Here is a 13,088-nt window from a genome sequence, read left to right on the forward strand (position 1 = left end):
TCCACCGAACCGAGCGCACCGGAAGCACGCGGCCGGGCGCACCGACAGCAAGAGTGATGCCGGTTGTATGCAGGGACCTTCTCGATCGTCGCGTACGACACCGCCACCGGGACGTGCGGAGTCGCGGTCAGCAGCCGGATGCCGGCGATCGGTGCGCTGTCCGTCTTCGCGCACGCTGAGGCGGGAGCGGTGGCGACGCAGGCGCTGATCAATCCCCTGTTGGGCGTGGACGCCTTGGAGCTGCTGCGGTCCCAGCCCGCCGAGGACGCGCTCGGCCGTGTCCTCGGGGCCGACCCGGACGCGGACTCGCGGCAGGTGGCGGTGGTCGACGGCAACGGCCGCGCCGCCGCGCACACCGGGGCGCAGACGCACCCGTGGAGCGGTCACCGGACCGGGAACGGTTATGCGGTGGCCGGGAACATCCTGACCGGCGCCGCCACGCTCGACGCGATGGCTGAGCGGTGGGAATCGGCCGGGGAGTCCCGTGCGGAGGGCACGCTGGGTGAGCGGCTGCTGAGCGCCCTGGAGGCGGGGCAGGCCGCAGGGGGAGACCGGCGCGGCAAGCAGAGCGCGGCGCTGTACGTGCACACCGGGAACCCGTACCCGTACCTGGACCTGCGCGTGGACGAGCACCACGACCCGGTGGCCGAACTGCGCAGGGTCCACGGGGTCGCCGAGCGGGAGCTGCTGCCGTTCGTGGAGGCCCTACCGACGCGCGAGAACCCGGTGGGTACTTTCGAACGGCTGCTGGACACCGGCCAGCACTGACCGGCACGGCTGTCCGGGCGGGGATCTCCTTGGGGTAGGGGGTGGGGCGCGCAGGCCTGCACGGCTGCTTTCGACCGTGCGGCCGCTTCCGACGTGCGGGGTCGCCGGGAACCCGCTGTGGGGCCACACCAGTATCACAAACCGCCCAGGCGGTATCCATCGCGGACTGCGCTTCCGCGCCCCGGCGACACCTTGGCTCCCGGCGCTTCCCCCTGCGGCCACGCGACCAGCCGGTGCACCCCAGGTCCCGGGGGTCCGTCGGCCTGGGCTCAGACCAGGGGGGCGATCATCGTCGACAGGTCCACCAGCTCCACGTGCCCGGCGTGCCCACGGGTGAAGTCCCCCACTTCGATCCGGGCGGTGCCGTACTCCTCCTCGAAGCGTTTCCGAAGAGCCGGCGCCGACCGGCCCAGCGCCCACTCCGTGCTGGCGGTGCTCGTCCGCAGGAACTTGATGGGCCGTTCCCCGACCACGTACAGCTGCGCCCGGCGCCCGGACCGGTCCAAGGCCAGGTGGACCAGGTCCTGGAACACCGTGCGCTGACGCATCGCATCGGAGCCCTTCCACTGTGCGACCTTGAACTCCGCCACCCGGCGGTCGGTCTCCACATCGAAGGGGCGGCTGGGGTCGTTGCCCGCAGCGAGAGAGGGCCGGACACTGATGCGTTCCCCCTCCTCGAGGACCAGGGGGAGCGCCTGGAGGATGGTCGCCGCGTGGATGACGTCGTTCAGCCGCCCCATGTGCCGACGTACGACCAAGGCGGCGGCCAGCACGTCAGAGTGGAGGCCGGACCGGTCGGCCAGCTCACCGACGGCGCCGGATTCCGCTCCGTGCAGCCGCGACTCCAACCAGCCGATGGTGGAGGTCAGGCCCTCGGCGCCGCTGACGGCCGCCAGCAGCCGGAAGGCCTCGGCGGGGTCCGGGGTGTCCTCGGCCACCACCGGGGTGCTCCGGGCCGCCTCTGCGGGGCCCGGGGCGCCCGCAGCGGGCGTGGAATGCTCGCTGGCGGGAAAGTCCAGCCGGCGCAGGTGACGCAGCGCGGTCTTCGAAGTGAAGCGGGTGCGCGAGACACCCAGCGCCACCTCGAGGGCTTGTTTGGGCGGCCAGCGCCGGCCACCGATCTCGACCCAGTGGGTGGTGAGCCGCTCGGGCGTGCGCCCCGCCAGCCGCGCCTCCACCAGCGTGCGGTCGAGCTGGAACTCCTGGCCGTCCATGGTGAATCGCATCGGGCTCCTGGGGGTGGGGAAGGGGAAAGTGGCTGTACGCGGGGTGCCGTGGGGGTGCCGTCGGCCGCGGCGCGGCACCGGCGTGGGGAACGGACACAGCCGGGCGCGCCTCCGCCTCTCGCGTTCGGGCCACCGGTCTGCCGGGCAGGGAAACCCGGTTCTTCAAGGCCGGAGATCCCTGTATACCCTGGTCCGAGCTCCAATCCCCCACAGACAAGAAAGCATCCCCCATGTCATCCACCGCACGGCTGACCCTGTGTGCGGCACTTACCACCACCCTGGCCCTGACCGCCTGCGCCCCTGTCGAAGACCTGCTGGGCGAGGCCGCCTCGAGTACGGCCAACCGGCTCTCCGAACCCGAAGTCGACCAGGTCGACCGGGACGACCCGTTCTCCGGGACCGAGGCCGACGACTACGCGGAGGGCTTCGAAACCCCTGAGGCGGCGTCCGTCGGGGAGGTCGGGGAGTACCCGGGCGACCGGGTCCAAGAGGCCTACGACATGACCGCGGAGTACCTGGAAGCGGTCTACCTGGAGCGTGACGCGGTCTTCGACGAGGACAACAGCGTGTTCACCGCACTGCTCACCGAACAGGCGCTGGACTGGTACCTGGAACACCACGGGCACGAGGACCCCGACCTCGACAGCCGGCACGTCCCGTTCAACCTCGCACCCAATACCGCCGAGCCCATCGGCGACGTGGTGAAGGTGGACGGCAGCATGTGGGCCGAGACGGCCCGGGACGAGCTGGGGCAGGACTACCTGGCGGTGCACACCGAGTACACCATCGTCCACCCCGTCGCCCGGCCCGGTGCGTCGGCGTCGGTGCGCCTGGTCACCTCGCACTACGGGGAGGTCTCCTTCTACGACCCCGGTGACGGCACCTGGGAGGCCTTCCCGAACTGGTGGCGCGCCGTGGGGCCGACGCACTGCCTGCTGGACGAGCACACCTTCGCCCCCGCCTACGCCGACGAGGAACAGCAAGGTGAGGACGTCGGAGGGGCCCCCGACGACGCCTACGACCTGGAGAGCGCGCGCGACGAGGAGGAGTGCAGCGCCATCCGGGACACCTGACCGCCCGGTCCGAGGACTCCGTTCCCCGCTGACATCTCCAGGCCCCGCCCCTCCCGGGGGCGGGGCCGTCAGCCGTCCCGGAGCCGGTCGAGTTCGGCGCGCAGCTCCGCGGCGAGTTCCACGGCCCGGTCCAGGCCCCGCCCGGTCTCCGCCCCCGCGCGGTTTCCGGTGACCGGAGGGCTGACGAGGGGTGGACCCGGCGCGATCCGGACCTGGTCGGCGGCGCCCGCTGCCTCGATGTCGAAGACCACCCGGTCCGAGCGGTGCCAGCTCTCGAACCACTCCAGCGGGGTGCCGTGCTGGTCGAACGTGCCGCCCTCCAACAGGAGCAGCGGGTCGCGGTCGTCGACCCCGAGCTCCGCGGCGATGCGCGGGTCCGCCGGGACGGCGCGGATCTGTCTGCGGCCGCTGCTGGGCACCGCCCCGAAGCGGGTCTCCAACAGCCGGTGCAAAGAGGAGTCGCGCAGTAGCGAGGCGTCGAGGCCTGCGAAGCGCGCGGCCGGCAGCCAGGTGCGCACGTAGGACAGGGTCTCGCCGTCCACGTAGCGGACGCGCTCCAGGCGCAGCAGCTCACGCGTGCCCAGGTGGCGCACGGCCGAAGGGGTTCCGGCGCGGGCGGGATCGAGGGAGAGCACCGCGGTGGCCAGGTTCAGGCCCTCGGCCGTGAACTGGTCGAACAGGCCGGTGACCCGCTGCACGAGCCGGTGGTGCTCGGTGGGCACCGCGGCGACCGGGGCCCGGCCCCGGGTCCTGCGGACGGCCCCCTCGTCCTCCAAGGTGGCGAGGGCTTGGCGGACGACGCTGCGGGAGACCCCGAAACGCTCGCGCAGGGACGCCTCGCTGGGGAGCGCGTCACCGGGCGGGATCGAACGGTCTCGGATCTCCGCCCGCAGAACGTCTGCTACCTGGGCGTGCAGAGGCCGGTGGCCGGAGCGGTCGACTGGCATGGCGGCCATTCTAGAACGGGTGGGACACGCGAACACCGTCTACGCCGAGGCCTTCCGGGCCCGCTCGAGGCACTGGGGCCCGGGCCCGCACACCGCTGGCCGGTCTCCCGTCCGGCAGAACTCCGGGTCCGACCGGGGGCTAGCGGGTGCCCTTGGACCGGGCGTCCATGGCCTCGATCAGGCGCTGTTCCGTGTCCGACCCGGCCCTGACCCTGGGCAGGCGCCACATGAGCGCTGCTCCGGCGATCCACCACACCAGCACCATGACCCACTCGTTGGGCCACAGCAGTGCGGCAGGCATACCCGGCAGGTACAGGCTGAAGAGGCCGACGGACAGCACCAGCGCGATGACTCCCACAGGCACACCTGCCCGCACCGTGAAAGGTCGCTCCATGCGGGGTTCGCGGCGGCGCAGCACCAGGAAGCTGACGACCACCGTCAGGTAGGCGATGACGATGGTGAACCCGCCCGCGTTCACCAGCCAGTTCAGCATCGGATCGCCGAAGAACGGGGCGATCAACGACAGCGCCCCGATGAACAGAATGGCGTTGGCAGGCGTGCGGAAACGGGGATGGACGCGGCCGAACCATATGGGGAGCATTCGGGACTGGGCCATGGCGAACACGAGGCGGCTGCCTCCGATCAGGAAGGCGTTCCAGCTGGTGAGCAGGCCCGCGATGCCGCCGAGGACCAGGACGTTGCCCATGGCGGGGCTGTTCCACAGGGCGGCCATAGCGTCGGCGGAGGCGAGTTCGGCGTCGGCCAGGCCGGCGGGGGACAGGCCCGAACCGGCGGTCAGCATGATCATCACATACCAGGCGGTGGCGCAGAACACGGAGATCACCAGGAGCGCACCGACCAGGCGGTAGGGCAGGTTGATCTCGGAAGCCGACTGGGGAATGACGTCGAAGCCGACGAACAGGAACGGCACCGCCACCAGAACCACGAAGATCCCGGGAACGCCGCCGGTGAACAGGGGCTGCATGTTCTCCGTGGAGCCGCCGACGAACGAGCCGGTGAGCATCGCGGCTCCCACGGCCAGGAGGAACAGCACGGCGATCACTTGGAAGACGCTTGAGGGGCGAATGCCGATGTAGTTGATGAACGTCATCAGGATCGCGCTGATCACGCCGACCGCGACGAGGCTGGCGTGCACGTCGTACTCGGCGATCGTCCACAGGTACCCGGCCTCCATGTCCGGGAACAGGTAGACGAGCGTCTCGGGGATCGCCACTGCCTCGAAAGCGACGACGGAGACGTAGCCCAGCACCATGGACCACGAAGCGACGACCGCGCCCTTGGGGCCGATCGCACGCATGGCGTAGTGGTGTTCGCCGCCCGCACGGGGCATGGCTGAGACCAGTTCGGCGTAGGTGAGGCCGACGAAAGCGATGATGATGCCGCCGATGACGAACGCCAAGGCCGCGCCGACGCTGCCCGCCGCATTGATGAAGTCGCCGGTCAGGAGGATCCAGCCGAAGCCGATCATCGCGCCGAAGGCCAGGGCGAGGACGTCCCCCCTGCCGAGGACCTTGACGAATCCGGTGCTGGTGTCGGTCATGGAGGGCTCCAACCATCGCGCCTGTGGTGGTCGGCTATGGAAACACGTGGCATGGTGGGGTTGGAAGCCCGCCGCGGCACTGGGTCAGGATCGTGGGGGCGGGCCCGCCGACACCGTCGCGGCGGGCCCGCCCCCCGTGGAGCGGGGCGAAACGCCCCATGGGACACGACCGAGGTCAGATGCCGGTGGCCTGCCAGACGTGCCCCCACCCGGGGGCGAGTTCGGCGGCCCGGCGCATCGCCAGGACCAGGCCGGCCTCCCGGGCGGTGCCCTTGCCCGCGATGTCGAAGGCGGTGCCGTGGTCGACCGAGACCCGCACCACGGGCAGACCGGCGGTGATGTTGACACCGTCGCCGCCGTACACCGCCTTGAAGGGCGCGTGGCCCTGGTCGTGGTAGCAGACCGCCACGAGCTTCCACTTGCCCTTGACCGCCGCGGGGATGAGCGTGTCGGCGGGCAGCGGGCCGTGGGCGTTGATGCCCTCGGTGCGGGCGCGCTCGATGGCGGGCGCGAGGATGTCGGCGTCCTCGTCACCGAACAGGCGGTTCTCCCCGGCATGCGGGTTGAGCCCGGCCACCCCGATGGGTTCGTCCGCGTCACCTTGGGCGCGCGCGAACGCGCCCATCAGACGCAGGACCTCCAGGGTCCGCTCCTGGGTGATGTCCCCGATGGCCTGGCGCAGGGAGACGTGCGTCGTGAGGTGGAAGAAGGACAGGTCGCCCGCGGACAGCACGAGGCTGTATTCGCTGACCCCGAACTCGTGTGCCAGCAGCTCGGTGTGCCCGGGCCAGGCGTGCCCGCCCAGGTGCATGGCGGCCTTGTTCAGGGGCGGTGTCACGATCCCGTCGACGATCCCCCGCTTGGCCAGGTCGGCCGCCTCGATGACGAACCGGGCCGCGCCGTCGCCCGCGGCGGCGCTCAGCGCCCCGGGAGCGACATGGCCGAGCGAGGGGCCGGTCTGCACGATGTCGATCATTTCGGGTGCGTCGGCCGCGTCGGCGGGTGAGGCCACGGGGTTGACCGCCCACGGGTCGCCGCCCACGGTGGCGACAGCGTTGCGGAGCGCGTCCACGTCGCCGATGACGACTGGCCTGGCGTACTCACGGGCCTCAGGGTGGAGGAGCAGCGCCTTGGCGGTGATCTCCGGACCGATGCCGGCGACGTCTCCGAGGGTGACCGCGAGGGTGGGGCGGCTCAACTGTTTCTGCCTTTCACGTGGCGGACCGCGTCGGCGGCCTCCAGGAGAACGGTCGGGCTGCCGAACCCCCCGGCCTTGGTGACGATGGCCTGACCGTGGCGGGGCCCACCGGAGAGTGTGCCGAGGGGGATGCCGGATGCGACCTCGCCGGTCAGGGTGATGGCCCGGGCCTCCAGGGCTGCCGTGAGGGCGCGGGCGCCGTCGCCGCCGGCGACGACGAACCCGGACAGGGCGTGCCGGTCGGCCAGGCGGGCGGACAGTTCCCCGAACCTGCGGGCCACGGTCGCCGGGGCGAGGCCGCCGTCGCGGTCCTCGGGGGCGACGAGCGCGGTGTGGGGCGTGTCGGGGTCGAACCGGTCCATGACCTTCTCGCTCCAGATGTGCCAGGCCTCGTCGTCGGCGAGGTCCACCTGGTCGGGCTGCTCCACGACGGTCCACTCGTCGATCTCGAGCTCGGCCACTTGGGCGCGGGCGGTCTGGTGGTGCGAGGTCACCACGACCAGGGAGGGCGGGGGTTCCTCCACCGGGCGCCAGGTCTCCGCCAACCGGGTGGCCAGCCCCGCGGAGCCGACCGGTACGGCGTCGGGCCCGAGCGCGGTGACGGCGGCCGCCACCCGGGCCAGGTCCGTGTCGTTCTTGGCGTCGACGACGGCGACGGGTGCGGCGGCGCGGAGCAGGGCCGCGTCCTCCTCGGGGTCCTGCCCGGTGAGCTGGACGTGTTCGGCGCCGATCAGCGGGGCGACCCGGCTCTCCGCCACCGGGGTGACCGGGTCGTTCCCGACGGCGGTGCGGTGCACTTCGGTCCCGTCGACGAGCAGGACGCCGTCACGGACGGTGCGGCCGTTGGCGGGGAAGGCCGGACAGACCACGGCCACGGCGTTGGGGGACCAGGCGGCCAGGACCGCGTCGATCTCGGCGCGGACCGGCCCCCGCAGGGTGGAGTCGATCTTCTTGTACAGCAGGCCGACCCCGGCCTCGCGTAGTCGCCGGGTGGAGTGCGCGGCCGCTTCGGCCGCCTGCTCCGCGGGAAGCGCCCGCGAGTCGGTGCTGAGCGCGATGACGTCGGTGTTCGACGCGGCCGGGCCGAGTTGGAGCTCGGTCCGCCAACCGGCGCGCAGGAACTGGACGGCGGTTTCGCCGGCGCCGGTCAGGTCGTCCGCGAGCACGGCGGCGCGCGGCGGGGAATACGTGTTCACGGGTCGGAACCTCTCTGTTGGTCGTTCGCGGCCGCGTCGTCCGCGGCGGCCGCGGTGCGTGCTTCCTCCGCTGGCTTCTCTTGCCCTGCCTGTTGTTCTTCGGCTTTCTCGGCCTACGCCGGCCGGGATCCGGCCCGGCGCGGGGCCCAGGTGGTCACCACGGGGGTGAGGGTTCCGGATGGCCGAACCCGGTGCCAGGGGGATGAGGACGACCCCGCTGGGGATCTTGTTCATCCAGGGGAAGAGGGGTATCGGTGACCCGTGGTTCGCGCATGAGTATCCGTTCGCAGAAGCCCGGCGGAATGGCACGGGGCCAGCGGCTGGTACGCGGATTGTCCGTACGGATTGTACGTACAACTCTGTGGGCGTCCAGTGCTCGAGCACAGAAGTTCACAGGGAGATGAGGTGTGGGTCCACTGCGGAGGTGCTGCCGGATCCCAACCGGGCAGGGGAGCGCGGGAGCCATCGCCATTGACGGCCAGGGGATCGTGGGCCCGCTCTCCAGGATGGGCCCCAATAGAGGCCCGGTGGTCCGGCGTAACCCTTTCCTGGCGAAGAATTTGCCTGGTCACGGGTGGCCGGAGGCCGCCTCCGGGGGTGGGGTGGCCGAGGCCCGTCGGCGAGGGGGCGAGGCGAGGCGGTCGCAGCGAGGGGAAGGAGGGGAAAACGGATTTGAGGCGGCATTGGTGCTTCCTTGACGGTCCTCGCCGGTCAGGAAGGGGCGGGCCGACCGGCGCCGCCCGGGAGCGCTGACCCGAACCCGCCGCCCGGACTCCACCGGCCCCTCAGACCGAGTCGCGTTCCACCAGTGTGGTGGGCAGGAGCATCCCCGCGGGGGTGTCCCCGTTGATCATGTCGAGCAGCAGCCGCACCATCTCCCTGCTGATCCGGGACAGCGGCTGGCGGACGGTGGTCAGCGGCGGGTCGCAGTTCTCGGCGGCGGTGGAGTCGTCGAACCCGCCGACGGCCACGTCTTCGGGGACCCGCCTGCCCGCGCGGCGCAGGGCGTCCAGGGCCCCGGCGGCCATGAGGTCGGAGGCGACGAAGACCGCGTCCAGGTCCGGGGCCTGCTCCAGCAGGGCGCGCATCTGTTCCTCGCCGCTCCTGCGGGAGTAGTCGCCGACGGCGATCAGGCGCTGGTCGACCTCGCCCAGCACATCGTGGAAACCCGCCAAGCGCTCCACACCCCCGGAGGTGTCCTGCGGCCCGGCGATGGTGGCGATGCGCTCGCGCCCGGAGCCGCGCAGGTGCTGGGCCATCAGGCGGGCGCCGTCGCGGTCGTCGGCCGCCACGTGGGCGATGCCGTGACCCGAGGGCCTACCGCACACCACCAGGGGTGTTCCGGTGGCGAGCAGCTCGTCCACCAGGGACGTGCCCGCATGGTCGGAGACCAGCAGGGCCCCGTCCACCCCGCCCTCGGAGACGAACCGGCTCACGCGCTTGCGGTCGGCCTCGTTCCCGGCGATGGTCAGCACCAGCATGATGTCGTGGGCGGCCAACGCCTGGGTGCACTCGCGCAGCAGAATGCTGAAGTTGGGGTCTTCGAACAGGCGGTGCTGGGGCTCGGAGAGCACGAAGGCGACCGTCTGGGAGCGCTGGGTTGCCAGCCCCCGTGCGTGCCGGTTGGCGACGTAGCCGATCGTGCTCACCGCCTTGAGCACCGCCGCCCTGGAGTCCTTGCTCACGTAGCCCTCGCCGGTCAGGACCCGGGAGACGGTCCCCCGGGAGACCCCGGCGGCCGTGGCCACGTCGTTGATCGTGGGGCGGCGGTGCGCCTGGCGGTCGGTCGGTCGGTCGTCTTCGGTCACGGCTTCGTCGTTTCCCTCTCGTCCGGGGCGGAGCATGCTCCGCGCGGGTGCCCCGCCCCGGGCCGGTCAGGCCTTGACCGCGCCGGAGAGCAGGTCGATGCGCCAGAACCGCTGCAGGGCCACGAAGAGCGCGATCAGGGGGATGACCGAGAGCAGCGATCCGGTGATCACCAGGGTATAGAGCACCGGTTGCGAAGCGCCTTGGTTCAGGAGCGTGTAGAGGCCCACCGTGACGGGGAACATGCCGTCGTCGCTCAGGAGGATGAACGGCAGCAGGAAGTTGTTCCAGATCGCCACGAACTGGAACAGGAAGACCGTCACCAGGCCCGGCAGCATGATGGGCAGCGCCACCTTCCAGAAGACGCGCAGCTCACCGGCGCCCTCGGTACGCGCCGACTCCAGCAGGGAGTCGGGGACCGCGGCCGCCGCGTACACGCGCGCCAGGTAGATGCCGAAGGGGCTCACGATGCTGGGCAGCAGGACCGACAGGTAGGTGTTGGTCAGGCCGACCTCGGCGAACAGCAGGAACTGGGGGACCGCGAGCATCACCGGGGGCACCAGGACCCCGGCGAGCAGGATGTTGAACAGTGCGGTACGCCCGCGGAACCGGTACTTCGCCAGGGCGAACCCGGTCAGGCACGACAGCAGGGCGGACAGGAGGCCGCCGACCCCGGCGTAGAGGGCGCTGTTGGCCATCCACTGCCAGTACAGGCCGTCCCGGTAGGCGGTCAGCTCGCCGACGTTCTCGAACAGGCCGTCGCCCGGCCAGAAGGTGAACGTGGTGAACAGGTCCGACCCGCCCTTGGTGGAGGCCACCGCCACCCACGCCAGCGGGATGAGGCAGTACAGCGTGCCCAGGAGCAGGATCGCGGTGGGGATGACGGGCGTGCGCGCACCGCCGCTGCGGCCGCGGGCCGCGCCGTCACCGCGGGCAGCGCCGCTCGCACCGCTCTCCTTGGCGCGGGCAGCTCCGCGCGCGGGGTCCGCCGGGCGCGTCTCCTTCGCGGGACTCATCGCTCCTCCTGGCTGAAAGCGCGCGACTGCACCAGGCGCAGGAACGCGTAGGACAGGGCGAGGGTCACCGCGGCGATGATGATGGAGGTGGCCGCGGCCAGATGGATGTCGTCGCGCACGAACGCGTCCCGGTAGACCTTCATCAGGGGGCTCCAGGTCGTGGAGATGGCGTTGGACAGGGGTGAGAGCGTCACGGGTTCGGAGAACACCTGCAATGTGGCGATCATCGAGAACAGCGAGGTCATGATGAGCGCGGGCGTGAGCATCGGGATCTTGATGCGCAGCGCCATCTGCAGCTCGCTCGCGCCGTCGATCCGGGCCGCCTCGTACAGGTCGGGTGGGACCGCGCGCAGGTTCGTGTACAGGATCAGCATGTTGAAGCCGGTACCGCCCCACACCGCGATGTTGGTCAGCGCGACGAAGACCGTCTGCTGGCCCATGAGGTCCACGCTCGGCAACCCCAGCGCCTCCAGGGTCTGGTGGAACGGGCTGACCTCGGGAAGGTACAGGAAGCCCCACAGCAGGGTGGCGATCACGGCGGGCACCGCGTACGGAAGGAAGATCACCATCCGGGACACGCTCCGGAAGCGCACCCGCTGGTGGTCCAGGACCAGGGCGAACACCAGGGCGAGGCCGAGCATGAGGGGAACGACCATCAGGCCGTAGATCCCGATGCGCAGCGTCCCGGCCCACAGTTCGGGGTCGGTCGCGGCGGACTGGTAGTTGGTCAGGCCCGCGAAGAACTCGCTGCGCCCCTCCGCGCCCAGACCCAGGCCGGAGACCTCGACGCGGCGCACGCTCAGGTAGATCGTGTACGCGATCGGTAGCAGGATGAGCAGGGAGCTCAGGATGACGGCGGGGGCCAGGAAGGCGTAGGGAACCAGACGCGCGGCCCTGTGGCTGCGCGAGGGTGCTCTGGCCGGGCACATGGTGGACACTCCTTGGGGGGATGGGCCGGGTGGTCACCCGGAGATGGCGAAACCCTTGCTCTCCATGTCGGACAGGGTGTCCTCCTGCATCGCGGCGACGGCCTCGGAGAACGGGGCCCCGCCCGCGATCGCGTCCGCGAAGGAGTCCTGGTAGGAGCTGTAGGTGATGTTGACGTTCGGGCCCCAGGTGACCGGCGCGGCGCCCTCAGCGATCCGGGCGGCCTCCTCGTAGAAGTCCTCCTGGTGCGCGAGGAACTCCGGGGGCTCGTCCAGGACCGGGCTGTCCTGGGTGTCCGTCGCCGCCGGGTAGATGCCGCTCTCCAGGACGAGCGCCTCGGTGGCCTCGGGGGAGGTGTTCAGCCAGACCGCGAACTCCGCCGCCGCGTCCTCGTGCGGCGTTCCGGTGGCGACACCCGTGGCGGAACCGCCCCAGCTGCCGGTCACGTTCGCGCCCTCCTCCCACTGGGGGAGCGGTGCCATGGACCAGTCGCCCGCGGTGTCCTCGGCCGCGCCGGACAGGACCCCTGGGGCCCAGACCGCGCTCGGCCAGGCCAGGAGCGAACCGTCGTTCAGGGCGGCGTTCCACTCGGGCGTGTACATCGGCCGACCGCTCACCGCGTCCTCGGCGACCAGTCCGCCCCAGTAGTCGGCGACACGCAGCGTGGGCTCGTCGTCGACTGAGACGGACCACGCGTCCCCCTCGGTGGTCCACCAAGCGGCACCGGCCTGCTGCGCGAGCCCGGCGAACCAGCCGGGGTCGGTGGGGGAGAAGCTGGTGATGCGGTGGTCGGGGTGCTCGTCGCGGACCTCGCGGGCCAGGTCGGCGAACTCGTCCCAGGTTGCGGGGACCTCCAGGCCGAACTCGTCGAACAGGTCGGACCGGTAGTAGAGCATCATCGGCCCGGAGTCCTGGGGGATGGCGTAGACCTGGTCGGTGCCCATGGTCACCTGTTCCCACATGTTCTCGTGGAAGGCGTCCTCCGCTTCCGCGGTATGGGCGCTCAGGTCGGCGACGGCGTCGCGCGCGGCGAGCGTGGTCAGCGCCTGGTACTCGGCCTGGACCAGGTCGGGCGGGTGCCCGGCTTGGGACGCGGTCAGCATCTTGGTGACCACTTCCTCGCCTGCGCCCTGGTCGCTGACGGTCACCTGGACGTCGGGGTTGTCCCCGTTCCAGATCTCCACGACCTCCTCGATGCCGGGGGCCCAGGTCCAGAAGGTCAGCTCCACCGCGCCGTCGTCCGTGCCGGGGAAGAGCGAGCACGAGCTCAGCAGGACCATCGCGCCGACACCGGCGGCAATCCGGGAGCTGCGTCCTATGGCCATCGCATGTCTCCTCCGGATGAATTCCTGGTTGTCTGTGGGAGCGGT

The 13,088-nt window shown here is 71.3% G+C and carries 11 protein-coding genes; 2 read left to right on the forward strand and 9 right to left on the reverse strand.

Annotated features, from left to right (window positions below; genetic code table 11):
• Positions 1 to 63 precede the first annotated feature (63 nt).
• The gene (locus ACYVDG_RS01455; RefSeq protein WP_460746010.1) at positions 64 to 768 is read left to right on the forward strand and encodes a DUF1028 domain-containing protein; all 705 of its coding nucleotides are present in this window, start codon (positions 64 to 66) and stop codon (positions 766 to 768) included.
• Between the two features lie 269 nt (positions 769 to 1,037).
• On the opposite strand, the gene ACYVDG_RS01460 is transcribed toward ACYVDG_RS01455, so the two are convergent.
• The gene (locus tag ACYVDG_RS01460) at positions 1,038 to 1,994 is read right to left on the reverse strand and encodes a hypothetical protein (protein ID WP_460746011.1); all 957 of its coding nucleotides are present in this window, start codon (positions 1,992 to 1,994) and stop codon (positions 1,038 to 1,040) included.
• Positions 1,995 to 2,224: 230 nt separating this feature from the next.
• Here ACYVDG_RS01460 and ACYVDG_RS01465 point away from each other — a divergent pair, with 230 nt between their 5' ends.
• Positions 2,225 to 3,067, forward strand: coding sequence for a hypothetical protein (locus tag ACYVDG_RS01465; protein WP_460746013.1), 843 nt, complete (start codon positions 2,225 to 2,227; stop codon positions 3,065 to 3,067).
• A gap of 68 nt (positions 3,068 to 3,135) precedes the next feature.
• Here the strand turns inward: ACYVDG_RS01465 and ACYVDG_RS01470 are convergent, their stop codons facing one another.
• The 8 genes from ACYVDG_RS01470 to ACYVDG_RS01505 all read right to left on the reverse strand — a co-directional run bounded on the left by ACYVDG_RS01470 (position 3,136) and on the right by ACYVDG_RS01505 (position 13,043).
• Entirely contained in the window at positions 3,136 to 4,023 is an 888-nt protein-coding gene (locus ACYVDG_RS01470) for a GntR family transcriptional regulator (RefSeq protein ID WP_460746015.1), read from the reverse strand.
• Positions 4,024 to 4,153: 130 nt separating this feature from the next.
• Positions 4,154 to 5,575, reverse strand: a complete 1,422-nt coding sequence (locus tag ACYVDG_RS01475) for an APC family permease (protein ID WP_460746017.1) — start codon at positions 5,573 to 5,575, stop codon at positions 4,154 to 4,156.
• 175 nt (positions 5,576 to 5,750) lie between these two features.
• Complete coding sequence (gene pdxA, locus ACYVDG_RS01480; protein WP_460746020.1) at positions 5,751 to 6,773, reverse strand: 4-hydroxythreonine-4-phosphate dehydrogenase PdxA; 1,023 nt, start codon at positions 6,771 to 6,773, stop codon at positions 5,751 to 5,753.
• Positions 6,770 to 7,969: a four-carbon acid sugar kinase family protein gene (locus tag ACYVDG_RS01485; RefSeq protein ID WP_460746023.1), complete on the reverse strand. Its 1,200-nt coding sequence runs from the start codon at positions 7,967 to 7,969 to the stop codon at positions 6,770 to 6,772. Before ACYVDG_RS01485 ends, pdxA begins: the two co-directional genes overlap by 4 nt.
• 785 nt (positions 7,970 to 8,754) lie before the next feature.
• Entirely contained in the window at positions 8,755 to 9,777 is a 1,023-nt protein-coding gene (locus ACYVDG_RS01490; RefSeq protein WP_460746025.1) for a LacI family DNA-binding transcriptional regulator, read from the reverse strand.
• Between the two features lie 66 nt (positions 9,778 to 9,843).
• Positions 9,844 to 10,791: a carbohydrate ABC transporter permease gene (locus ACYVDG_RS01495; protein WP_460746030.1), complete on the reverse strand. Its 948-nt coding sequence runs from the start codon at positions 10,789 to 10,791 to the stop codon at positions 9,844 to 9,846.
• Complete coding sequence (locus tag ACYVDG_RS01500) at positions 10,788 to 11,720, reverse strand: carbohydrate ABC transporter permease (protein WP_460746034.1); 933 nt, start codon at positions 11,718 to 11,720, stop codon at positions 10,788 to 10,790. The genes ACYVDG_RS01495 and ACYVDG_RS01500 overlap by 4 nt, the downstream gene beginning before the upstream one ends.
• Before the next feature lie 33 nt (positions 11,721 to 11,753).
• On the reverse strand, positions 11,754 to 13,043 hold the full coding sequence (locus ACYVDG_RS01505; protein WP_460746038.1) for an ABC transporter substrate-binding protein: 1,290 nt from the start codon (positions 13,041 to 13,043) through the stop codon (positions 11,754 to 11,756).
• Between the last annotated feature and the right edge of the window lie 45 nt (positions 13,044 to 13,088).

This window comes from Nocardiopsis oceani (genome assembly GCF_054777395.1).

Bases quoted from the DNA above. Each gene is read 5' to 3' on its own strand.
- ACYVDG_RS01475 (WP_460746017.1), bottom strand. From the start codon at position 5,575: ATGACCGACACCAGCACCGGATTCGTCAAGGTCCTCGGCAGGGGGGAC.
- ACYVDG_RS01470 (WP_460746015.1), bottom strand. From the start codon at position 4,023: ATGGCCGCCATGCCAGTCGACCGCTCCGGCCACCGGCCTCTGCACGCC.
- ACYVDG_RS01495 (WP_460746030.1), bottom strand. From the start codon at position 10,791: ATGAGTCCCGCGAAGGAGACGCGCCCGGCGGACCCCGCGCGCGGAGCT.
- ACYVDG_RS01505 (WP_460746038.1), bottom strand. From the start codon at position 13,043: ATGGCCATAGGACGCAGCTCCCGGATTGCCGCCGGTGTCGGCGCGATG.
- ACYVDG_RS01500 (WP_460746034.1), bottom strand. From the start codon at position 11,720: ATGTGCCCGGCCAGAGCACCCTCGCGCAGCCACAGGGCCGCGCGTCTG.
- ACYVDG_RS01465 (WP_460746013.1), top strand. From the start codon at position 2,225: ATGTCATCCACCGCACGGCTGACCCTGTGTGCGGCACTTACCACCACC.
- ACYVDG_RS01460 (WP_460746011.1), bottom strand. From the start codon at position 1,994: ATGCGATTCACCATGGACGGCCAGGAGTTCCAGCTCGACCGCACGCTG.